Raw genomic sequence first — 22,170 nt, forward strand, 5'->3', positions numbered from 1 at the left:
CGAAGGACCCGGAGGAGGGCCGGTGCAGGACGAGCTCGCCCAGGGCGCGCAGGATGAGGAAGACGAAGAAGCCGCAGATCGCGTAGGAGAGCACGAGGGAGGGCCCGGCCGCGGCGAGGCGCCCGCCGGCGCCCAGGAACAGGCCGGTGCCGATCGCGCCGCCGATCGCGATCATCTGGATCTGGCGGGCCTTGAGACCCTTGTGGTAGCCGGCATCCTCGGCATGGATCACATGGTCCCTCGAATGCGCGTGGCCACGGTCTTCAAGACGGTCGAACTCGGACTGGGGGGAGGACATAGATCTCTTTCCGGGAGGAGCACAGTTTCCGAGGCGACAGTGTGCCACAGCGCACGTGGCTTATGCCACACGGGCCCCCGCTGGACAAGAGGCTTCCGAATGCTGGATGGGGGACCAGAGTGCGGACACGCCGTTCGGCGGCCGGCAGGCCTCCCACTACGGTATTTTGGGGAGGTGCTCCTTTCCGACCGCGACATCCGAGCCGAGATCGACGCCGAGCGGATCGTCCTTGCGCCCTACGAGCCGTCGATGGTCCAGCCGTCGAGCGTCGACGTGCGGATCGATCGGTTCTTCCGGCTGTTCGACAACCACAAATACGCGCACATCGACCCTTCGCTCGAACAGCCCGAGTTGACCAGGCTCGTCGAGGTCGACGCCGATGAGGCGTTCATCCTGCACCCGGGCGAGTTTGTGCTCGGCTCGACGTTCGAGACCGTGAGCCTTCCGGACGACATCGCCGCCCGGCTCGAGGGCAAGTCCTCGCTCGGCCGGCTCGGCCTCCTCACCCACTCGACGGCAGGCTTCATCGACCCCGGCTTCTCTGGCCACGTGACGCTTGAGCTCTCGAATGTCGCGACCCTGCCGATCAAGCTCTGGCCGGGCATGAAGATCGGCCAGCTCTGCTTCTTCCGCCTCACCTCCGCCGCCGAGCACCCCTACGGCTCCGGTGCCTACGGCAACCGGTACCAGGGTCAGCGGGGGCCCACCGCGTCGCGCAGCTACCTGAACTTCCACCGCACCCCGGTCTGAGCCTGACCCGGTCCGAGCCCGGCTCCGGGCCTCAGAGGGTCTGCGCGTAGAACCATTCAATGTGATCCCGGACGAGGCGGGCCGCGAGGTCGCCGTCGCGCGCCTCGACCGCGGCAAGGATCCCCCAGTGCTGGCGGCGCAGTTCGGCCGCGATGTCGTGCCATCGACCGCGGGCGCTGACGGCCTCGTCGACGTATTCGCGGATCGACTCGCGCAGCGAATCCATCATGGTGCTCACGACCGAGTTTCCGGCGAGGGCGCTGAGCGCCACGTGGAATTGCGCGTCGAGGGCCGTGAACGCGGGAGAGGGAAGGTCCGGATCGTCCATGGCCTCGAGGAGGCGCCGCGCCTCCAGGGCCTGGTTCGGCTCCCAGTCGGCGCCGGCGGCGTGGGCGAGGGACCAGGTCTCCATCATGACGCGGGCCTCGACGATGTCCTTGACCGGGAGGCGCTGGCTCGCGACGTGCAGCCTCAGCGCCGAGCCCAGCGCCGAGGACGGATCGGAGACGACAATCGTGCCGGAGTTCGGTCCCGAACCGGTCCCCGATCGGACGATGCCCATGACCTCGAGAGCCCGGATCGCGTCCCGAACCGACGCCCGCGAGATGCCGAACTGCTCGGCCAGGGCCCTCTCGCCCGGAAGCCGGTCACCCAGCTTGAGCCCTCCAGAGCGCAGGCTGCCCTCGATGTGGCGCAGGACGGCGTCGTGGGCGCGTTCGCTCGCGCGTTCAGCAGGCATGGGTCCATCTTGCCGCAACAGCCGCGTCTGCATTGCGGGCTGGGACAATGCCTGACACTATGGTCAGACCACATGGCTCGCGCCGCTCCTGCCCGGGCCGGAGAGGACCCGATGAAGCCCGAGAGGACACCATGAAGATCGCGCTCTTCGCCACGTGCATCGTGGACGCGATGTACCCACGCGTCGCGCAGGCCACGGTGCAGATCCTGGAACGGCTCGGCCACGAGGTCGTGTTCCCCGCCGGGCAGGCGTGCTGCGGGCAGATGCACTTGAACTCGGGATACTTCCGGGAAGCCCTCCCGGTGGTCGAGAACCACGTACGGGCCTTCGAAGGCGGCTTCGACTCGGGGGAGTACGACGTCGCAGTCGCCCCTTCCGGGTCGTGCGTCGCCTCCGTCAAGCATCAGCACTCGATGGTCGCCCGGTGGGCGGAGGAGAGAGGGGTCCGACGCGCGGGAGGCGGCTCAGGTGCCACCCTCGAGGCTCGCGCGAACGCCGTCGGCGAGCGGACCTACGAGCTCTCGCAGCTCCTCACAGACGTCCTCGGCATCACCGACGCCTCGGCCCAGCTCGGCTCCTACCTTCCCGGAACCATCACCTACCACCCCTCGTGCCACGGCATGCGGCTCCTGCGTCTGGGCGACAGGCCGCTCAGCCTCCTGCGCACCGTAGAGGCACTCGACGTCGTCGCCCTCCCCGAAGCCGAGCAGTGCTGCGGCTTCGGCGGCACCTTCTCCGTCAAGAACGCCGACGTCTCCTCGGCGATGCTCGCCGACAAGGTCGACAGCATCTGCGCGACGGGCGCGAGCGCGTGCGCCGGCGGCGACGTCTCCTGCCTCATGCACATCGGCGGCGGGCTCTCCCGGGAGGGCCGGACGTCCGCGGACGGGACCCCGGTCCGGACCGTCCACCTCGCCGAGGTGCTCGCATCGACTCGCGAGGACCCCCTCCGCTTCGATGGCGAACTCGCCCTGGCGGGGGGTGCGCGATGACGGCGGTCAGCCTCGGAATGCCAGCACTGCCTCCACGCGGATTCGGCAACATCTCCGCCGTCGAGCCCTTCCCGGACGCCGCCCACCGGGAGCTCGGCAACGCGCAGCTGCGCGCGAATCTCGCGCACGCTACCCACACGATCCGAGACAAGCGCCTCCGGGTCGTGTCCGAGCTGCCGGACTGGGAAGCCCTGCGCGACGCGGGTTCAGCGATCAAGGCTGAAGCGATGTCGCGGCTGCCCGAGCTCCTTGCGCAGTTCGAGGAGCAGTTCACGGCGCGCGGCGGCAAGGTCCACTGGGCGCGGGACGCGTCCGAGGCGAACCGGATCGCGGAGGAGCTCATCCGGGCCACCGGCTCCCAGGACGTCGTCAAGGTCAAGTCCATGGCGACCCAGGAGATCGGCCTCAACGAGTACCTCGAAGCGCGCGGGATCTCGGCGTTCGAGACGGACCTCGCCGAACTCATCGTTCAGCTCGGGCACGACAAGCCGAGCCATATCCTCGTGCCCGCGATCCACAGGAACCGGACCGAGATCCGCGACATCTTCCTCCGCGAGATGCCCGACGTCGACCCCGAGCTCACCGACGAACCGCGGCGCCTCGCTATGGCGGCCCGCGCGCACCTGCGGAAGAAGTTCCTCTCGGCGAAGGTCGCAATCTCCGGGGCCAACTTCGGCATCGCCGAAACGGGAACCCTCGGCGTTGTCGAGTCCGAGGGCAACGGCCGGATGTGCGTCACCCTGCCGGAGACGCTCATCACCATCATGGGAATCGAGAAGGTGCTCCCGCGGGCCCAGGACCTCGAGGTCTTCATGCAGCTGCTCCCGCGGTCGTCGACGGGGGAGCGCATGAACCCCTACACGTCACTCTGGACCGGGGCGACCCCCGGCGACGGGCCCCAGAACGTGCACGTGATCCTCCTCGACAACGGGCGGACGCGCGCGCTCGCGGACCGCCATGGCCGGAGCGCGCTGCACTGCATCCGATGCTCCGCGTGCATGAACGTGTGCCCGGTGTACGAGCGGACGGGCGGTCACGCCTACGGGTCCACGTATCCGGGTCCCATCGGCGCAATCCTCTCGCCGCTGCTCACCGGCGTCGAGGCAGAGGAGAACGCTTCGCTCCCCTACGCCTCGTCCCTGTGCGGGGCTTGCTTCGACGCGTGCCCCGTCAAGATCAACATCCCCGAGATCCTCGTCTACCTCCGGGGCGAGGACGTCGAGGCGAAGCATGGGCGGGGACAGGCAGCGGGGCCGAACGACGGGTCGCCCCGGAAGGGCAGCGGACGACGCCGGGGCCTCCCCACCCAGATGGACGTCGCCATGGGGGCGGCCTCTTGGGCCCTGACCTCCGGCAACCGGCTCGGGCTGCTGGAAAAGGGGCTGCCCGTTGCACGGGCGCTCGCCGGGCGCGACAGGAAGATCTCGCGGCTCCCCGGCCTCGCGGCGGGCTGGACCCAGAGCCGCGACGTGCCGGCTCCGCCACCCGAATCGTTCAGGAACTGGTGGAAGAAGCGCGAGCGCGGAGCGGCCGACGACCATACGGATTCAGGGGGGACACGATGAGCGGGACGAGTGCTCGCGAGGAGATCCTCGCGAGGGTGCGTGAGGCCCTCGGGCAGACAGGCGGCGAACCCCGGGGCGACGAGCCCGGGGACGCAGCCGGCGGCCCGTGCGCCTACCGCGCGGCGTCCGGCCTCGACGAGGACGCCCTCGTGGAGCTCCTCGTCGACAGGCTCGTGGACTACAAGGCGCGCGTCGAGGTCGTTGAGCCGGATCGACTCGCGGAGGCGATCCGCACCCGCCTCGAGGGCAAGCGCTTCGTCGTGCCGGAAGGCCTCCCGGCAGCGTGGCTCGACCCGTCCCTCGAGGAATCGAAGGTGACGGACTCGCGAGAAGCCCGCATCGGCGTCGAACTCCTCGACGAGCTGGACGCGGTGGTGACTTCGTCGGCGGTGAGCATCGCGGAGACTGGCACGATCGTCCTGGACGGTTCGCCGGACCAAGGCCGACGGGCGATCTCGCTCGTCCCGGACCACCACGTGTGCGTGGTGCCCGTCGAGACGATCGTGGGGATCGTGCCCGAGGGCTTCACACGGCTCGACGCGACTCGGCCGCTCACGCTCATCTCGGGGCCCTCTGCAACGAGCGACATCGAGCTCGAGCGCGTCGAAGGCGTGCACGGTCCGCGGACCCTCGACGTCCTTATCGTCCGGTAGCCAGCCAGGCAGCCCCGGCGGACCGGAGGGTTCAAGGGACCGGAGAGTTCAAGGGACCGGAGGGTTCAAGGGACCGGAGCCGTGGCTTCCTTCCGCCCGGGCCGGACCCTGAGCAGCGCCCCCACCGCCGGCTCGACGAACCGCGCGGCGAGGGGGCCGATGACGGCCATCAGCAGTACGTACGCGGTCGCGAGTGCCGCGAGCTCATTCGACACGGCGCCCGACGTCACTGCGAGGCCCGCGATCACGATTGAGAACTCGCCCCGGGGGATCAGCGCGACGCCCGCCCGGGCCCGGCCGGGCACCGCAATGCCGGCCCGGGCCGCCGCCCACCAGCCGGTGGCGATCTTGGTGAGGGCTGTGACGAGCGCGAGCAGAAGGGCCCACCCCAGGACGGGCGGGATCGACCGAGGGTCCGTGTTGAGCCCGAACGCGACAAAGAAGATCGCCGCGAAGAGGTCCCGCAGCGGCTCGAGCAGGCGGGACGCGAGGTGAGCGGTCGTACCCGAGATGGCGATCCCCAGCATGAACGCCCCGACGGCGGCCGAGACCTGCATCGCGGAGGCCAGCCCCGCCACAAGCAGCGCGAGTCCCATGACGTTGAGCAGGAAGACCTCGGAGTTCTCGCTGTGGACAGCCCTCGAAACCTGATGTCCGAGGCGCAGCGCGACCACGAGCACGACGGTGATGACGGCGAGCGAGACGGCGACGGTCTGGAGGCCGCCGAGCCAGCTCACCCCGGCGAGCGTTGCGGTGAGGATGGGGAGGTAGATCGCCATGGCGAGGTCCTCGAACACGAGGATCGAGAGGATGGTCGGGGTTTCGCGGTTGCCGAGACGCCCGAGGTCTGTGATGACCTTGGCGACGATTCCCGAGGAGGAAATGTAGGTGACGCCGCCCAGGACGATTGCTCCGAGCGCTCCCCATCCGAGGAGCAGCGCAACCCCCACACCGGGGATGATGTTGAGGACGGCGTCCACCACTCCCGCCTGCCACGAGCGCCGCAGCCCCGTGAAGAGCTCCTTGGCCGTGTACTCGAGGCCCAGCAGCAGCAGGAGCAGGATCACGCCGATCTCGCCCGCCAGGTGCGAGAACTCGCGCACGCCGCCGAGGTCGACGAGACCGCCAGCCCCGAACACGAGTCCACCGAGCAGGTAGAGCGGGATGGGGGACATGCTGATCCGCCCGGCAACGCGCGCGAGGAGCCCGAGGGCGAACACGACCGCGCCGAGCTCGATGAGCGCGAGCGCGAGTGGATCCACGGGTCAGCCCCTTCGGAGGATCGCCGCGGTCTGCTCCAGCCCTTCCTCGGTTCCCACGGCGACGACGAGGTCCCCGCGGCGGAGGACGACGTCGGGCCCGGGGGAGGGGACGACCTCCCCTTCCCGCATGATCGCGACGATCGAGACGCCGGTGCGCGTCCGGATGCTGGCCCGGCCCATGGGCTGGTCCCTGTAGGGCGAGTCGGCGAGGACCGTGAACTGTCGGGTCACGATCCCCGGCACTTCCTTGTGCTCCTCGGTGAGCTGCATGACGACCCGCTGGCTCCCGAGCAGATTGCCGAGGGCCGCGGCCTCGTCGCCCGTGAGCGGGATCGAGGCCTGGCACGAGTCGGGGTCTTCCCACTTGGAGATGATGAGCTCGGTTTCGCCGTCGCGGTGCGTGACGACGCCGATGCGCCGCCCGGATTGCGTCATGAAGTCCTTGCGCACGCCGAACCCGGGCAGCTCGGTCTCCTCCACGTTCATAGGAGCAACTCTAATCCGGCGCCCCGGAACGGGTCAGAGCTCGGGCACGACGGCGGGGGCCACCTTCGCCGGCGGGCGCACCGGGAGCAGGACGAGCAGTCCGGCCAGGAGCACGACCATGATGCCGAGGATGCCCCACCGCTGCGCCTGACCCGAGGCGACGAGTGGAGTCGCGATCGCGATCGAGAGGCTGAAGAGCGTCGGCGACAGGAAGCTCACGGCGCGGCCCGTCGTCGCGTAGAGGCCGAAGAGCTCGCCGGACTCGCCGTCAGGGGCGAGCCTCGCCAGATACGCACGCGCTGACGCTTGCGCGGGACCGACGAAGAGGCACAGGAACAGCCCGAACACCCAGAAGGTCGCGGCCCCGGGCCACGTGAAGCCGCCGAGGCCGTAGGTCCCGTTCCCGAGCACGAGCACGGCGAATCCCGCGATCAGGAGTCCAATGAGGGACCCGACGATGACACGTTTGGGACCGATTCGGTCGTCGAGAATCCCGCCGAGGATCGCTCCCACGGCCGCCACCACGTTCCCGAAGACAGCGAAGAAGATCACCTGGCTGAGCGAGAACCCGAACGTCCCTGCCGCGATCACCCCGCCGAAGGTGAACACTGCCGCGAGCCCGTCGCGGAAGACCGCGCTCGCGACGAGGAAGTAGAGCGTGTGGGGGCTCGTCCGCCAGATCGCGCGGATGCGCCTGAACAGCAGTGCATACGAGGCGGCAATCCCCAGCCTGGCAGCACGCCGCTGCCGGACTTCCGGCACGGCGAACATGACAGGCAGGGAGAAGACCACGATCCAGAGCATCGAGAAGACGGCGACGAGCCGGATATTGAGGCTCTCGGCAGTGGAGGCGCCGAACCAGTGGAAGACGGGCTGGACGAACAGGACGAGGACAAGGAGGAGCGCGACGATGCCACCGAAGTACCCTGCCGACCAGCCGATCCCCGAGATTCGGCCGATCGTCTTCGGCGTCGCGATCTGCTCGAGCATCGCGTTGTAGTTGACGCCCGCGAGCTCGGAGAACACGTGCCCCGCGGCGATGAGGCCCGCTCCGTACCAGAGGAACTCCGGCCGCGGATAGGCAAAGAAGCACAGCCCGGTGAGCAGGGCGACCACGCCCGTGTGGATCCCGAGCCAGAGCCTGCGGCGGCCCCCCGCGTCAGAGCGCTGGCCGGAGACGGGGGCGAGCAGGGCGATGAGCAGACCGCCTATCCCGAGCGCGAGGCCGAGCACTGAGGAGGCATGGTCGGCGCCACCGAACGCCGAGGACGTGAGGTATACGGTGAAAACGAAGGTCGTCATGACGGCGTTGAATGCCGCCGATCCCCAGTCCCACGCGGCCCACGCGAGGACCTGGCCCTTCCGGACGGGTGCGGAGCGGAGCTCGAGCTCAGAGGGCTGCGGCGCGGCAGTCGGCATAGCTCGCATGCTAGCGCTTGATAGGCTGGCACAGTCGTTTCCGACCACGCTTTTCCCCGAACCCAACTGATGACCGCCCGACCCCAACTTCCTTGACTCGACACCGACTGACCTAGCGGAGGCGCCCTGTGGTATCGGTCATCGCCCTGCACTATGCAGTGGCGGCTGGTGCGCCCTGGATCTTCCGGCGGTGGGGCCGCGCGTCGTTCTTCCTCCTCGCAGCGGTGCCTGCGCTCTCTCTCGTGTGGCTCGCGTTCCAGCACGGTGCCGCGTACGGGGGCGGCCTCGTCGAGACCTATCCGTTCGTCCCGGCCCTGCACTTCGACGTCGCGTTCCGCATCGATCCGCTCGCGTGGGTCATGGAGCTGCTCGTGCTGGGCGTGGGAGCACTCGTGCTCGCCTACTGCACGCGCTATTTCAAGGACGACGACGGCGGCCTCGGTGGGTTCGGGGGCCAGCTCCTCGCGTTCGCGGGCACGATGTTCGGCCTGGTCGCCGTGGACGACCTCGTCTCCCTCTACGTCTTCTGGGAGATCACGAGCGTTCTCTCGTTCCTCCTGATCGGCTTCGCCCGGGCCCGCCTCGCCGCGCGGCGCTCGGCGGTCCAGGCGCTCATCGTGACGACGGCGGGCGGACTCGCGATGCTCGTGGGGATCGTCTTGGTCGGGACAGCCGCAGGCACCTACCGCATCTCCGAGATCCTCGCCAGGGCGCCCCAATTGACGACGGCGCCGGGCACCTCGGGCGTGATCGCGGCGGGAGCGCTCCTGCTCCTCGTGGGTGCGCTCAGCAAGTCGGCGCTCGTCCCGTTCCATTTCTGGCTTCCCGCAGCCATGGCCGCGCCTGCTCCCGTCTCGGCCTACCTCCATGCGGCCGCGATGGTGAAGGCCGGCGTATACCTCGTGGCGCGGCTCGCGCCCGGCTTCGCGGAGACGCCGTTCTGGCGCCCCGTCGTCCTGGGCTTTGGCGCCGCGACCCTCCTCATCGGCGGGTATCGTGCCCTGCGGCAGACCGACATCAAGCTGCTCCTCGCGTTCGGCACAGTGAGCCAGCTCGGGTTCATGATCGCCGTCGTCGGCCTCGGCACGCCCGAGGCGGCGCTCGCGGGCCTCGCCCTCGTCGTCGCCCATGCCCTGTTCAAGGCCGCACTCTTCCTCATCGTCGGAATCGTCGACCATCAGACCGGCACGAGGGACATCCGGAGGCTCTCGGGCGTGTACCGCCGGGCGCCTGGCCTCGCAGTCCTCGCGGTGCTCGCCGCGGCCTCGATGGCGGGCCTCCCCCTCTTCGCCGGCTTCGTAGCGAAGGAGAGCATCTTCGCAGCCTTCACCGACGCGTTCGGGGCCCATGGCCCGCTCTCGGCATTCGCGGGCGTCGCCATCCTCACGGCGTTTGTCGTCGGGTCCGCACTCACGGTGGCCTACAGCGCGCGATTCGTGTGGGGGACGTTCGCACTGAAGCCGGGCCTGCCGGAGACAAACTTCAAGCCCGTCACGCCGCTCTTCATCGCGGCTCCGATTGTCCTTGCCGTGCTCGGGCTCGTCTACGGCCTGTGGCCCGCTCCCGTCGACGCGTGGGTGGGACCCTACGCGCTTGCCGCAAGCCACCTTTCGGCCTGGCACGGCTTCGGGCTCCCGCTCGCGCTCTCCGCCGCGGCGTGGGCTGGCGGCGCGCTCCTGTTCTGGGCCCGCGACCCCGTGTACCGCCTCCAAGTCGGGCTCGCGGGCCTGCCAGACGCCGAACGTGCGTACCATGGCATGGTCGGCGCCGTCGACGACGCCGCGATCTGGGTGACCGGCCGTACCCAGCGCGGCTCGCTGTTCTTCTACCTCGCGGTGATCCTCTCGGTCGCGACCCTGCTCCCGCTCGTGGTCATGCTCCTGACCCGGCCGGTCATCCCCGGGAGCGCCTACTTCGTCGACCCGAAATCTCCCCTTCAGGCCGTCACCGGCATCGGGATCGCGATCGGTGCGCTCGCCGCGGTGCGCGCCAACAAGCGCTTCCTCGCCGTGCTCATGGTCTCCGTGACCGGCTACGGGATCGCACTGATCTTCGCCCTCCAAGGCGCCCCGGACCTCGCGATGACCCAGCTCCTCGTCGAGACGATCGTGCTTGTGGCGTTCGTGCTCGGCATGCGACGGCTGCCCGCCCAGCTGCGCGACCGCACGGGCGGGGCCTACCGCCTGACGCGCATGATCATCGCGGTGCTGTTCGGCACGGTGATCGTCTTCGCGGGGATGTTCGCGATGGCGGCACGCACCGAGGCGCCGATCTCGCTCCGGTTCCCCGACCTCGCCTTCAGCGAGGGGGGCGGGAAGAACATCGTCAACGTCACGCTCGTCGACATCCGGGCGTGGGACACGTTCGGGGAGATCTCGGTGCTCGTCCTGGCCGCCACCGGGATTGCGAGCCTCATCTTCATCAGGCACCGGGGAGGCCGTCCGGGGCCCACCCACGAGGTGGCGACCGGGAGCATCGGGCGCGTCCGCGGCGTCGATCCGACCTCGCGCGGGGGCGCCGAGCTCGCGGTCGCCCGGACATTCGCCTCGATCGAGCGCGACGCGTGGCTCGTGGCCGGGCGAACCCTTGCCCCCGAACGGCGCTCGATCATCTTCGAGGTCATCACGAGGCTCGTGTTCCACAGCATGGTGCTGTTCTCCCTCTACCTGCTGCTCGCAGGCCACAACACCCCGGGCGGCGGCTTCGCCGGCGGCCTCGTGGCTGGTATCGCCCTCACCATCCGCTACCTCGCCGGGGGCCGTTTCGAGCTCCACGAGGCGGCACCGTTCAACCCCGGCGTCCTGCTCGGCGCCGGGCTCGCGACGGCGGCGCTGTCCGCGGCCGTACCGCTGCTCGTCGGCGGGCAGATCCTCCAGAGCGCGATCATCAGCCTGTGGCTTCCCGTCTTCGGCGACGTGAAGTTCGTGACGTCGACGATCTTCGACGTCGGCGTGTACCTCATCGTCGTCGCACTCGTGACCGATGTCCTGCGGAGCCTCGGTTCCCGGATCGACGAGCAGCTTGAGGACCACGCACACGCGGAGGCGGCGCGCGAGCTGCGGGCCCGGACCGAGCGGGAGCACGAGAGGGAGCGCGCATGAGCCCCAACATGACCCTGCTCATCATCTCCGGCGTGCTGTTCGCGTGCGGGATCTACCTCGTTCTCGAGCGGAGCCTCACCCGCGTCCTCCTCGGACTCATGATGCTGACGAACGGCGCCAACCTCCTGCTCCTCACCACGGGCGGCTACGCGGGCCTCGCCCCGTTCTTCGTCAAGGGCACGGACGCGCGGGCGTACAGCGATCCACTCCCGCAGGCGTTCGTGCTGACGTCGATCGTCATCTCGTTCGCGGTCACCGGCATCATGCTCGCACTGGTCTACCGGACGTGGCAGCTCGGGCGTGGTGACGAGGTCGCGGATGACATCGAGGACCGTCGCGTGGCGGCCAAGACCGGTTCCCAGCCCGAGGAGGACGCGATCCTCCCCGAGGACGTGAGCGAGTTCATGGACCGCGAGGAAGCCGCGGCCGCGGACCGTGCGGCCCTGCACAGCGCCAGGCAGAAGCTGCTGGCGCGCGATGCGGTCGGTGTTTTCCCTGACGGCGCATCCCAGGGCGTCGGGTCCCCCGACGGCACCTCTCCCGAGGGCGCCTCCCCGGACGGAGAGGATCCCTGATGAACCTGGCCAGCCTGGCGCCGCTCGCCGTCGTCCTTCCCCTCTTCGGCGCGGCGGTGACGTTCGTGCTCCTGAGGCAGGAGCGCGCGCAGCGGATCGTGAGCATCGGAACCGTCGCGCTCACCCTCGCGCTCGAGGTGACGCTCCTCGTCTCGGTGTGGGGTGGCGGGACCGTTGCGGTGCCCATCGGGGAGTGGGTCCCTCCGTGGGGCATCACACTCGTCGTGGACCAGTTCTCCTCGCTCATGCTCGTGATCTCGAGCTGCGTGAGCCTCGCCGTCCTCGTCTACGCCGTGTCCCAGGGCGTGGCGGACGGTGACCACAGGGACGGGCCGATCTCCGTCTTCCACCCGAGCTTCCTCATCCTCATCGCGGGGGTCTCGGACGCGTTCCTCGCGGGCGACCTCTTCAACCTCTACGTCGGCTTCGAGATGCTCCTCACCGCGAGCTACGTCCTCCTCACGCTCGGGGGCACGACGGCGAGGATCCGGGCCGGGGTGACGTACGTCGTCGTGAGCGTTGTCTCCTCGCTCCTGTTCCTGATCGCCATCGGCATGGTCTATGCCGCGACCGGCACCGTGAACATGGCCGATCTTGCCGTCAAGCTCGGCCACCTCGACCCCGGCATACAGCTTCTCCTCCACGTCATGCTGCTCCTCGGCTTCGGGATCAAGGCAGCCGTGTTCCCGCTCTCGTTCTGGCTCCCAGACTCGTACCCCACGGCGCCCGCGCCCGTCACGGCAGTGTTCGCCGGACTGCTCACCAAGGTCGGCGTGTATGCCATGGTCCGCACCGAGACGCTCCTGTTCCCCGGCGACCAGCTCAACGGGCCGCTCATGGTGGTCGCGCTCCTCACGATGGTCGTCGGCATCCTCGGCGCCCTGGCCCAGACGGACATCAAGCGTCTGCTGTCCTTCACCCTCGTGAGCCACATCGGATACATGGTGTTCGGGCTCGCGATGAGCTCCGTGATCGGTATCGGGTCAGCGGTCTTCTACGTCATGCACCACATCACGGTGCAGACCTCCCTGTTCCTGGTCGCGGGGCTCATCGAGCGGAGGGCCGGGACCACGACCGTCGATCGGCTCGGCGGCCTCGCGAAGCTGTCCCCGCTGCTCGCGCTCCTCTACTTCCTCCCGGCGATGAACCTCGCCGGGATCCCGCCGCTCTCCGGCTTCCTCGGGAAGCTCGGCCTCATCCAGGCCGGCGTGACGCTCGGGACCCCGCTCGCGCTCGCCGTCGTCGTCGGCGGCGTCGCGGTGAGCCTCCTGACGCTCCTTGCACTCGCCAGGGTGTGGGCGCGCGCGTTCTGGCGCACTCCCGACGACGCCGAGAGTCCAGACGGTGCGCTCCTCGCCCCCGCGCACGCCACTTCGATGCCCCGGGCGATGGTAGGTGCCACAGCGGCCCTCGTCGTGCTCGGCCTCGCCCTGACCGTGTTCGCAGGGCCGCTGTTCGCGGTGAGCCAGCAGGCGGCGAAGGACATGCTCGACCGCACCCCTTACATCACCGCCGTCCTCGGGCAGGAGGCGGCGCAGCAGGCCGCGAAGCAGGCCGCGCAGACGGGGGTGGCGCAGCCGTGAGCCCCATCCGCCGTGTCTCGCTCCGCACCGAGCTGCCCCTGCTCGCGTGGCTTGTGATCGTCTGGGGTGCCCTGTGGCAGGACTTCAGCGTCGGGAACCTCGTCTTCGGGCTTGTGCTTGCCCTGCTCGTGACCCGTTTCCTGTACCTCCCGCCCGTCGAGCTGAGCGGCAGGTTCAACGTGTTCCATGCCGTACGGTTCGCGTTCGTCTTCGTGGGGCAGACCATTGCGGCGAGCCTCAAGCTCCTGTGGCTCGCCCTCGTCGCGGGCCCGGCCGCGAGCGGGGCGATCGTCGCCGTGCCCCTGCGGACCCACAGCGACCTCATGGTGACGGCGACCGGCCACCTGACGTCGCTCATCCCCGGTTCGCTCATCGTCGACGTCGACCGCGCGAACGCGACGCTCTATGTCCACGGCATCGACGTACCCGACGCCGCGGCTGCCGAGAGGCTCCGCCGCTCCGTGCTCGCGGCCGAGGCCGAACTCATCCGGATCATGGGCTCAGTGGAGGAGCTGCAGGTGCTGCGCGACGACGAGACGCTGCTGGGGCCCGGGCCGGGCCCCGCTGCCCAGGGTTCGGGGTGGGGCTCGTCGGGTCCTGGCTCGTCGGGGTCGGGGTCGGGGTCGTCGAGGCGCGGCGCGCCTGGGGCGCCGCGGCCGGGCTCATCGGGAAGGGGGACCGGCCAGTGACCTTCCTCCACGGAAGCGTTCTCGTGTGCAGTGTGCTGCTTGCGCTCGCGGCGCTCGGCGCCGTCGTGCGGATGATCAAGGGGCCGGCGCTCCTCGACCGCGTTCTCGCGGCCGACGTGCTGCTCGTGGTCCTTGCGTCCGCCCTGATCGTCAATATGGCTGCCAACCGGAACACCGACAACCTCGCGCTCGTCGTCGCCATCACGCTGATCGGCTTCGTCGGTTCGGTCACTGTGGCCCGGTTCGTGCAGGACCGGAGGCGGCCATGAATCCCGATGCCCTCATAGACGTCGTCGCCGGTGTGCTCATGGTGCTCGGTGCCGTCATGTCGCTGGGGGCGGCGGTCGGCCTGCTTCGCTTCCCCGACCTGCTCACGCGGATGCACGCCGCGACGAAGCCCCAAGTGCTCGGGTCGCTGCTCCTGCTGACGGCGCTCGGGCTCGAGCTGCGTTCGTGGGCCCTCGTGCCGCTCCTCGTCGTCGCGTGGATCTTCCAGCTCCTGACCGTCCCCGTCTCGGCCCACATGGTCGGGAGGGCGGGCTACCGGACGAAGCACGTCGACAAGGCGCGCCTCACGGTCGATGAGCTCGACGACGTCGTCGCGCGCGTCGAGCGGGCCGACGAGGACGCGTAAGCGCGACGGGTTCCGCGGGACGTCGTGGCTCTGCACCGTTTCTGCGCCGTCCTCCCCAACTTCGGCGCTGGGCCCTCACCGGTTTCCCCAGCTTCAGTTCCGGTTTCCCCACCTTCAGCGCTGGCCCTCACCGGTCTCCCCAACTTCAGTTCCGGTCTCCCCACCTTCGGCGCTGGGCCCGTACCGGTTTCCCCAACTTCAGTTCCGGGCCCCGTACCGGTCTCCCCAACTTCAGTTCCGGTTTCCCCAACTTCAGGTCCCTCCTGCCCAGAACCCAACCAGTCAACTTCCCGCCCCGGCCACCATTCGCGGGAATTTCGGCTTCCATCCTGTCCGGAGGCGGGGAGGTTGGCGGAGAAGCTGGGGAGGTTGGTAGAGAAGCTGGGGAGGTTGGCGGAGAAGCTGGGGAGGGCGGTCTAGAAGCTGGGGAGGTTGGTGGAGAAGCTGGGGAGGTTGGTGGAGAAGCTGGGGAGGTTGGTGGAGAAGCTGGGGAGGGTGGCGGAGAAGCTGGGGAGGGTGGCGGAGAAGCTGGGGAGGTCGACGGGGAAGTTGGGGGAACTTGGACGTCACTGCCGGAGTTTCCGACCCGAGTTGTCCACATAGGCGGTCTTCGTCGTCGTCGGTTCCGCCCGGGATTGGCACGATGGCGAGATGGCCGACCTTCTCGAAGTGCTCAGACGATGGGGCGGCGTCGCGCGCCGCGGCGACCTCTTCCGGGACGGGGTTTCGCGTGCCGAACTGGAGGCTGCGCTCACAGCGGGCACGCTGATGCGTCCGCGGCGTGGAATCTACGCCCTCCCCGACGCCGACCCGCTCGTTGTCCGGTGCGCGGCCACTAATTCCTTGCTCACGTGTGCTTCGGCCGCCCAGCGTAATGGCCTCTGGGTAGTCCGTGAGCCGGAGGAGGTTCACGTCCTGCGATCGGACGGACGGTACGACTCGGAACGGGCAGTGGTCCACCGGCAGTCGTGGTGGCCACCCGATCCGCGAAGCCACGTCGCATCCCGAGCCGACGTCCTGCTCCACGCCCTCCGTTGCCTTCCGGAGCTGGAGGCGCTGGTCATGGTCGAGTCGGCAGTCCAGAAGGGGTTCTCACTGGACTTCCTTTATGAGCGCCTTCCCGGCCGCCGCAATGCTGCTGCGAGGCGGGTGCTCGAAGCCGTGGACTCGGGCGCTGACTCGCTGCTCGAAACCCTCGCGAGGGAGCACCTTCGCCGGGCCGGACTCCGCGTCCAGTCCCAGGTCGAGGTCGAAGGCGTGGGCTGGATGGACGTGCTTGTCGAAGGGTTCGTCGACGTCGAGACCGACGGCTGTGTCCACAATGAGCCACTGCAGCGTGCCAAGGACTACCGACGGGATCGTGCCGCGCAGCTCCGCGGTTACGAGGTGCTGCGCTACACGTACAGCGACATCGTCGACAACCCCGAGACCATGGTGGCCGAAGTGCGCGAGGTGGTCGCGCATCGTCGTGCACAAGCTGGACGAAGCGCGGCTGGTTGAACCGTCGCAGGAACCCCAAGTTCCGGACCGGTCTCCCCAACTTCAGCGCTGGCCTTCCCAATTTCAGCGCCGAACTCCCCAGGTTCCGGACCGGTCTCCCCAACTTCAGCGCCGACGACGGTGGGGGAGGCCGGAGGATTCAAGCTCGACGGCGGGCCGGAGAGGTTAAAGCTGGGGAGGACGGTCTAGATGCTGGGGAGCGCGGCCCGAATGCTGGGGAGCGCGGCCCGAAGGTTGGGAAGCGTGGCCCCGAAGAGCCGGAAGCCCCGAAGCGGGAGTCGCGCCCCTAGACCTTCTCGGGCGAGTTGTTGAAGCGCGCGATCGCCTTCTGCGTGTACCGCTGCGTGAACACCTGCACCACGGAGCCGACGCTTGAAGCGACGAGGGCGAAGACGAGCGTGTCGCGGAGGCTGGCCTCGAGGTTCGTCGGGTCCTTCGGAGGCTTGTGTCCCGTGCCCGTCTCCCAGGCCTTGTCAAGCACCTTGGTGGCCACGAAGCCTGCTCCGATGCCGATCACCGTCCCGAGCATTTTGATGAGCATCGTCACGTCAGTCTCTCCTTCGCATTCGGTGCAGTCGTACCGCTGGCCAGAGCTTTCCCGTTCAGCCTAGCGGTAGACTGGCCCCACTTCATACGACAGGGGAGCGCCGTGCCGCCGGGCCAACCGGGGGCAGAGGGCGCTGAGAGTGCGGACCACCGCAGACCCTCGAACCTGCTCCGGCTAATACCGGCGAAGGGAGTCGAGTTCTCAGGCACACGTTGCCGCCCCTCCTGATCCCAGGGGGAGAAAACCATGAGCACCACCATCAAGAAGCCCGCCGCGTCCTGGCGGGTCGTTGACATCGTCGTCGCAGCAGTCGTGTCGGTCGCGTGCGGCGTCATCTTCTGGCTGTGGGACCAGGCCTACGCCGGCGTCGAGGTGGCCACGGCCGCGTTCGCCCCGCTGAGCGGCCTCTACTCGGGCGGCTGGCTCCTGGCCGGCGTGCTCGGCGGCCTCATCATCCGCAAGCCGGGCGCAGCGTTGTTCTGCGAGATCCTCGCGGCCGTTGTCGAGGCGCTCCTCGGATCGCAGTTCGGCGTGACGGTCCTCCTCTCGGGGCTGGTCCAGGGCCTCGGCGCGGAGGTCGCGTTCGCGCTCTTCGCGTACCGTCGCTGGAACCTGGGCGTTGCGCTCCTCGCGGGCGCCCTCTCGGGACTCGCCCTGGGCGTGAGCGAGGTCATCCAGTTCTTCCCGACGTGGGAGTTCGGCTGGCAGGTCCTGTACACGGTGTTCGCCGTGATCTCGGGCGTCGTGATTGCGGGCCTGCTGAGCTGGCTCGCGGTCAGGGCCCTCGCGAAGACGGGAGCACTCTCGGCCTTCGCCTCGGGGCGCGCCGCGGACGTCTGAGATGCCCGGCACGTCTGAGATGCCCGGCACCTCTTCCGGACCGGCGCGGGTCCGCGCGCGCGGCTGGGGCTGGCGCCACGCCGGCAGGAAGGCGTTTGCGGTGAGCGGCGTCGACCTCGACATCGCGCCGGGCGAGCGAGTCCTCCTTCTCGGCGCGTCCGGGGCAGGCAAGTCGACCCTCCTGCATGCGCTCGCCGGCGTCTTGGGCGCCGCCGAGGAGGGCGAGGAACGGGGCGAGCTGACGGTCGACGGCGTCCCCGCGCCGAGCGCGCGCGGCCGCGCGGGCCTCGTGCTGCAGGACCCGGACGGCCAGATCGCGATGGCCCGCGTGGGCGACGAGGTCGCGTTCGGCTGCGAGAACCTTGCCGTTCCGCGGGACGAGATCTGGCCGCGGGTGCACCGGGCGCTCGACGACGTCGGCCTCGACGTCCCGCTCGACCGTTCGACGGCGGCCCTCTCCGGCGGGCAGAAGCAGCGGCTCGCCCTCGCGTGTGTCCTCGCGATGGAGCCGGGGCTCGTGCTCCTCGACGAACCCACCGCGAACCTCGATCCCGAGGGTGTCGAGGAAGTCCGCGAGGCCGTCCGGCGCAGCCTGGACCGTACGGGGGCGACGCTCGTCGTCGTCGAACACCGCGTCTCGGTCTGGGCCGAGCTCGTGGATCGGGTCATCGTCCTTGGAGCGGGAGGCGGCCTGCTGGCGGACGGCGAGCCCGGGCCGGTGCTCGGTGACCCAGACGTACGACGGCGGCTGGCCGCCGCGGGTGTGTGGGTGCCCGGCTGGCATCCGCTCACCGGCGAGGCCGCGCCGGGCCGCCTCCGCGGGTCTTCGGCCACTGCCCCGGGGGCCGCGGACGAGCTGCTCAGGGCGGAGGCCCTCGCCGTTGGACGCTCGCCGAAGTCGGCGCCCGTCGTCGGCGGGATCGGCCTTGTGCTCCGCGCAGGACAGTCTGCGAGTGTGACGGGGCCCAACGGCGCCGGGAAGTCGACGCTGGCGCTCACGCTCGCAGGCCTCCTGCCGGCGCTCGGCGGGGACCTCGAGGCCCTCCCGGCTCTCGCCCGTGGCGCGGGGCCGAGTCCGCACCGCTGGCGTTCGAGCGAGCTCGTGAGCCGTATCGGCACCGTGTTCCAGGAGCCCGAGCACCAGTTCCTGACTCCGCGCGTGCTCGACGAGCTCGAGTTCGGGCCGCGCAGGGTCGCACGGCGGCCAGAGAAGGAGGTGCGGGCGCTCGTCGATGGGCTCCTCGGGCGGCTGCGCCTCGAGCGGCTCGCGGAGGCGAACCCGTTCACGCTTTCGGGAGGGGAGAAGCGCCGCCTCTCGGTCGCGACGATGCTCGCCACGAGCCCGAGCCTCCTCGTGCTCGACGAGCCGACCTTCGGCCAGGACGCGCTCACGTGGGCCGAGCTGGTCCGGCTCCTCGCCGAACTGCTCGAGCAGGGAACGTCCCTCCTCGCCGTCACGCACGACGAGGACTTCACGAACGCCCTCTCCGACACCGTGTTCCGGGTCGACGGCGGGCGTGCCGCACGGGTCGAGGCGGCGGCGTGAGCGTCGACATCCTCACGCCCGAGGTCGCGAACTCCGTCCTCGCCCGCGCGAACCCGGTCGCGAAGCTTGCGGCAGCACTGTGCATCACGATCACGTTGCTGCTGAGCGTCGATTGGGTCTCCGCCTCGGTGGCGCTCGCGTGCGAGCTGCTCATGCTGCCGCTGCTCGGCGTGCGCCCCCTGACATTCCTCCGCCGAACGTGGCCACTCGCCGCGGCGGCCGCGGTCGCGGCGTACTCGACCGCCCTGCTCGGCGCCAAGACGGGACCCGTCTGGCTCCAGCTCGGCCCGGCGGTGTTCACCGAGCACTCGGTGCTGACCGGCGTCGCCATCGGCCTGCGTGGCCTTGCCGTCGCGCTGCCCGGCGTCTTCCTCCTGTTCTCCACCGATCCCACCGACCTCGCGGACGGACTCGCCCAGAAGCTCCGCCTCCCAGCCCGATTCGTGCTCGGTGCCCTCGCGGGGATGCGGCTGGTGGGCCTGCTCGTCGACGAATGGCGGACGCTGGGCCTCGCACGCCGGGCCCGCGGGGTCGGGACCGGGCACAGTCCGATCGCCCGTTTCAGGGCGTTCCTCGGGCAGGCGTTCGCGCTGCTCGTGCAGGCGATCCGGCGAGCCACCCGGCTGGCGGTGGCGATGGAGGCCCGCGGCTTCGGCGGGACGGTGGAAGGGCGGCCGGCCCCGCGGACGTGGGCCCGCGAGTCGAGCTACTCCCGCCTCGACGCGTGGGTGCTTGTCGCAGGGGCCGCCGTTGCCGCGCTCTCGGTGGGCGCCGCCGTCGTGCTCGGGACCTGGAATGTGGTCTGGGGCTAGCGCCGGGAAGCAGGGCACGACGGCGCTGCGTCGCCTCTGGCGCGTCGGCGAGCGGGAGTGGGATCGTTGCCGCGGAAGGAATCCCGAGGGAAGGAGTCAGCAATGGTCGAGATCGTCGGGTCGTTCTCGAGCTTCAGCGTCGATGATGTGCCCAAGGCCCGCCAGTTCTACACGGAGACGCTCGGCTTCAAGGCCGAGGACGTCATGGGCGGCCTCCGGATGACGCTCCCGGGCGGCGGCAAGGTGTTCGCCTACCCCAAGCCGGATCACGTGCCGGCGAGCCATACGGTGCTGAACCTGGTGGTCGCCAACGTGGACGAGGCTGTCCGTTCCCTCCACGAGGCCGGCATCCGCACCGATCATTACCCGAGCAGCGAGGATATGCCGCTCGACGAGAATGGAATCCTGCGTGATCGGGAGGGCGGAGAAGGCCGCGGGATTGCTTGGTTCAAGGATCCGGCGGGGAATGTACTCTCAGTCGTTACCGATTAGTGACAGGATCTTTATCTCATGGTATGGGGTGTTCTGCGGTCTAGACCGCTCGGACACGTCCAAGGGTGGGTCGATTTGCGGTCCCCTATCGCATAGGTGATATTTTGGCGGCATGGCACAACAGACTGCTGAGACCGTCGGCGCGATCCTGCGCGGAGTACGCAGCGACAGGGGCTGGACCCAGGGGCAGCTGGCTGCGGAGCTGGGGACGAGCCAGAGCGCCGTTGCCCGCATGGAGCAGGGCAAACAGAACCTGAGCCTCAAGATGCTCCAGCGCATCGAGGACATCCTCGGTCAGCGCATCCTGAATATCGGCCCCTCCAAGATGACCCATCTGCGGGTCGAGGGCGGCCGCCGCCTCTCCGGGGCCGTCGACGTCAACACGTCCAAGAACGCCGGCGTCGCGCTCCTGTGCGCGAGCCTCATCAACCGCGGCACCACGACCCTGCGCAACCTCGCGCGCATCGAGGAGGTCAACCGCATCGTCGAGGTGCTGACCTCGATCGGCGTCGAATGCACGTGGCTCCCCGGCGCCCCCGGCGAGCAGCCGCGCGACCTCCAGATCCGCCGTCCCGCGAAGCTGAGCCTCGAGGCCATGGACGTCGAGGCCGCGCGCCGGACCAGGAGCGTCATCATGCTCCTCGGCCCGCTGCTCGACGAGCGCAGCGAGTACAAGCTTCCCTACGCTGGCGGCTGCGACCTCGGCACCCGGACCGTCGAGCCGCACATGCAGGCCCTGCGCACCTTCGGGCTCGATGTCGAGGCCTCCAACGGCTTCTACTCGGTCCGGGCGCCCGAGGCCGACCTCCACGACCGCACCTTCGTGCTCACCGAGCGCGGCGACACCGTCACCGAGAATGCGATCATGGCCGCCGCGCACCGCGAGGGCCTCACGGTGATTCGCAACGCCTCGCCGAACTACATGGTCCAGGACCTGTGCTTCTACCTCCAGAGCGTCGGAGTCGAGGTCGAGGGCGTTGGAACCACCACGCTGCGGATCCGTGGTCGCTCGCGCATCGAGCAGGACATCGACTACTGGCCTTCGGAGGATCCGATCGAGGCCATGAGCCTTATCACCGCGGCCATCGTCACGAACTCCGAGGTGACCGTCCGGCGCGTGCCGATCGAGTTCATGGAGATCGAGCTCGCCACCCTCATGCAGATGGGCCAGAAGCTCGAGATCTCCGGCGAGTACATGGCCCGCAACGGCCACACCCGGCTCGTGGACGTCACGACGCTGCCTTCCGAGCTCGTCGCGCCGACGGACAAGATCCACCCGATGCCGTTCCCCGGGCTCAACATCGACAACCTGCCGTTCTTTGCCGTCATCGCGGCCAACGCGACCGGCCAGACCCTCATCCACGACTGGGTCTACGAGAACCGCGCGATCTACCTCACCGAGCTCAACAGGCTCGGCGGCCAGATCCAGCTCCTCGACCCGCACCGCATCTACGTCAACGGGCCGACCAAGTGGCGTGCCGCCGAGGTCGGCTGCCCTCCCGCACTCCGTCCCGCCGCGTGCATCCTTCTGGCCATGCTGGCGGCCCGCGGGACGAGCGAGCTCCGCAACATCTATGTGATCGAGCGCGGGTACCAGGACCTCGCCGAGCGCCTCAACTCGATTGGCGCCCGGATCGAGTACTTCCAGGACTAGCTGTTCTGTTGCCGCCGGGAGGCGGTTTGCAGT

The 22,170-nt window shown here is 69.4% G+C and carries 22 protein-coding genes, 1 pseudogene and 1 riboswitch; of the genes and pseudogenes, 17 read left to right on the forward strand and 6 right to left on the reverse strand.

Annotation, left to right across the window (positions count from 1 at the left end; translation table 11 throughout):
* Positions 1-298: pseudogene (locus E6A21_RS11660) on the reverse strand (amino acid permease); the annotation flags it as partial.
* Between the two features lie 174 nt (positions 299-472).
* Between E6A21_RS11660 and dcd the strand changes: the two are divergent.
* Complete coding sequence (gene dcd / locus E6A21_RS11665) at positions 473-1,048, forward strand: dCTP deaminase (protein ID WP_138444338.1); 576 nt, start codon at positions 473-475, stop codon at positions 1,046-1,048.
* Between the two features lie 31 nt (positions 1,049-1,079).
* Here the strand turns inward: dcd and E6A21_RS11670 are convergent, their stop codons facing one another.
* Entirely contained in the window at positions 1,080-1,787 is a 708-nt protein-coding gene (locus E6A21_RS11670) for a FadR/GntR family transcriptional regulator (RefSeq protein WP_138444339.1), read from the reverse strand.
* Positions 1,788-1,918: 131 nt separating this feature from the next.
* On the opposite strand from E6A21_RS11670, the gene E6A21_RS11675 reads away from it, so the two are divergent.
* Genes E6A21_RS11675 through E6A21_RS11685 form a run of 3 tightly spaced genes read left to right on the forward strand, consistent with a single transcriptional unit; the run spans position 1,919 to position 4,997 of the window.
* Positions 1,919-2,779, forward strand: a complete 861-nt coding sequence (locus E6A21_RS11675; RefSeq protein WP_138444340.1) for a (Fe-S)-binding protein — start codon at positions 1,919-1,921, stop codon at positions 2,777-2,779.
* Complete coding sequence (locus tag E6A21_RS11680; RefSeq protein WP_138444341.1) at positions 2,776-4,344, forward strand: lactate utilization protein B; 1,569 nt, start codon at positions 2,776-2,778, stop codon at positions 4,342-4,344. The genes E6A21_RS11675 and E6A21_RS11680 overlap by 4 nt, the downstream gene beginning before the upstream one ends.
* Positions 4,341-4,997 (forward strand): LutC/YkgG family protein, encoded by a 657-nt coding sequence (locus tag E6A21_RS11685; RefSeq protein WP_138444342.1) that lies wholly within the window; start codon positions 4,341-4,343, stop codon positions 4,995-4,997. Before E6A21_RS11680 ends, E6A21_RS11685 begins: the two co-directional genes overlap by 4 nt.
* Positions 4,998-5,062: 65 nt before the next feature.
* Here E6A21_RS11685 and E6A21_RS11690 read toward each other — a convergent pair whose 3' ends face one another.
* Genes E6A21_RS11690 through E6A21_RS11700 form a run of 3 tightly spaced genes read right to left on the reverse strand, consistent with a single transcriptional unit; the run spans position 5,063 to position 8,164 of the window.
* On the reverse strand, positions 5,063-6,259 hold the full coding sequence (locus E6A21_RS11690; RefSeq protein ID WP_138444343.1) for a cation:proton antiporter: 1,197 nt from the start codon (positions 6,257-6,259) through the stop codon (positions 5,063-5,065).
* Between the two features lie 3 nt (positions 6,260-6,262).
* Entirely contained in the window at positions 6,263-6,745 is a 483-nt protein-coding gene (locus E6A21_RS11695) for a cation:proton antiporter regulatory subunit (protein ID WP_138444344.1), read from the reverse strand.
* Between the two features lie 33 nt (positions 6,746-6,778).
* Positions 6,779-8,164 (reverse strand): MFS transporter, encoded by a 1,386-nt coding sequence (locus E6A21_RS11700; protein ID WP_138444345.1) that lies wholly within the window; start codon positions 8,162-8,164, stop codon positions 6,779-6,781.
* 128 nt (positions 8,165-8,292) lie between these two features.
* Here E6A21_RS11700 and E6A21_RS11705 point away from each other — a divergent pair, with 128 nt between their 5' ends.
* The 8 genes from E6A21_RS11705 to E6A21_RS11740 all read left to right on the forward strand — a co-directional run bounded on the left by E6A21_RS11705 (position 8,293) and on the right by E6A21_RS11740 (position 16,246).
* On the forward strand, positions 8,293-11,265 hold the full coding sequence (locus E6A21_RS11705; RefSeq protein ID WP_138444346.1) for a Na+/H+ antiporter subunit A: 2,973 nt from the start codon (positions 8,293-8,295) through the stop codon (positions 11,263-11,265).
* A complete protein-coding gene (locus tag E6A21_RS11710) occupies positions 11,262-11,840 on the forward strand; it encodes a Na(+)/H(+) antiporter subunit C (RefSeq protein ID WP_138444347.1) in 579 nt (192 codons plus the stop codon). Before E6A21_RS11705 ends, E6A21_RS11710 begins: the two co-directional genes overlap by 4 nt.
* Positions 11,840-13,423: a Na+/H+ antiporter subunit D gene (locus tag E6A21_RS11715; RefSeq protein WP_138444348.1), complete on the forward strand. Its 1,584-nt coding sequence runs from the start codon at positions 11,840-11,842 to the stop codon at positions 13,421-13,423. Before E6A21_RS11710 ends, E6A21_RS11715 begins: the two co-directional genes overlap by 1 nt.
* Positions 13,420-14,112, forward strand: coding sequence for a Na+/H+ antiporter subunit E (locus E6A21_RS11720; RefSeq protein ID WP_342777868.1), 693 nt, complete (start codon positions 13,420-13,422; stop codon positions 14,110-14,112). The genes E6A21_RS11715 and E6A21_RS11720 overlap by 4 nt, the downstream gene beginning before the upstream one ends.
* Positions 14,109-14,381, forward strand: a complete 273-nt coding sequence (locus tag E6A21_RS11725) for an MrpF/PhaF family protein (protein ID WP_246036432.1) — start codon at positions 14,109-14,111, stop codon at positions 14,379-14,381. The genes E6A21_RS11720 and E6A21_RS11725 overlap by 4 nt, the downstream gene beginning before the upstream one ends.
* On the forward strand, positions 14,378-14,746 hold the full coding sequence (mnhG, locus tag E6A21_RS11730) for a monovalent cation/H(+) antiporter subunit G (RefSeq protein ID WP_138444349.1): 369 nt from the start codon (positions 14,378-14,380) through the stop codon (positions 14,744-14,746). Before E6A21_RS11725 ends, mnhG begins: the two co-directional genes overlap by 4 nt.
* Before the next feature lie 432 nt (positions 14,747-15,178).
* Entirely contained in the window at positions 15,179-15,349 is a 171-nt protein-coding gene (locus tag E6A21_RS17910) for a hypothetical protein (RefSeq protein WP_171041375.1), read from the forward strand.
* Positions 15,350-15,397: 48 nt separating this feature from the next.
* The gene (locus E6A21_RS11740; RefSeq protein ID WP_138444350.1) at positions 15,398-16,246 is read left to right on the forward strand and encodes a type IV toxin-antitoxin system AbiEi family antitoxin domain-containing protein; all 849 of its coding nucleotides are present in this window, start codon (positions 15,398-15,400) and stop codon (positions 16,244-16,246) included.
* 286 nt (positions 16,247-16,532) lie between these two features.
* On the opposite strand, the gene E6A21_RS11745 is transcribed toward E6A21_RS11740, so the two are convergent.
* Positions 16,533-16,787, reverse strand: coding sequence for a DUF4235 domain-containing protein (locus E6A21_RS11745; protein WP_246036464.1), 255 nt, complete (start codon positions 16,785-16,787; stop codon positions 16,533-16,535).
* A gap of 87 nt (positions 16,788-16,874) precedes the next feature.
* A riboswitch (TPP riboswitch) is annotated at positions 16,875-17,002 on the forward strand.
* 37 nt (positions 17,003-17,039) lie between these two features.
* Here E6A21_RS11745 and E6A21_RS11750 point away from each other — a divergent pair.
* From E6A21_RS11750 to E6A21_RS11770, 5 genes are all read left to right on the forward strand, one after another.
* Complete coding sequence (locus E6A21_RS11750; protein ID WP_138444352.1) at positions 17,040-17,633, forward strand: ECF transporter S component; 594 nt, start codon at positions 17,040-17,042, stop codon at positions 17,631-17,633.
* 1 nt (position 17,634) lies between these two features.
* Complete coding sequence (locus tag E6A21_RS11755) at positions 17,635-19,179, forward strand: ABC transporter ATP-binding protein (RefSeq protein WP_425471547.1); 1,545 nt, start codon at positions 17,635-17,637, stop codon at positions 19,177-19,179.
* Entirely contained in the window at positions 19,176-19,991 is an 816-nt protein-coding gene (locus tag E6A21_RS11760; RefSeq protein WP_138444353.1) for an energy-coupling factor transporter transmembrane component T family protein, read from the forward strand. The genes E6A21_RS11755 and E6A21_RS11760 overlap by 4 nt, the downstream gene beginning before the upstream one ends.
* A 102-nt stretch (positions 19,992-20,093) precedes the next feature.
* Positions 20,094-20,483: a VOC family protein gene (locus tag E6A21_RS11765; RefSeq protein ID WP_138444354.1), complete on the forward strand. Its 390-nt coding sequence runs from the start codon at positions 20,094-20,096 to the stop codon at positions 20,481-20,483.
* 112 nt (positions 20,484-20,595) lie between these two features.
* On the forward strand, positions 20,596-22,137 hold the full coding sequence (locus E6A21_RS11770; RefSeq protein ID WP_138444355.1) for a UDP-N-acetylglucosamine 1-carboxyvinyltransferase: 1,542 nt from the start codon (positions 20,596-20,598) through the stop codon (positions 22,135-22,137).
* The last annotated feature ends 33 nt before the right edge of the window (positions 22,138-22,170 follow it).

Source organism: Sinomonas susongensis (assembly GCF_005877005.1).
Lineage (GTDB): Bacteria > Actinomycetota > Actinomycetes > Actinomycetales > Micrococcaceae > Sinomonas > Sinomonas susongensis.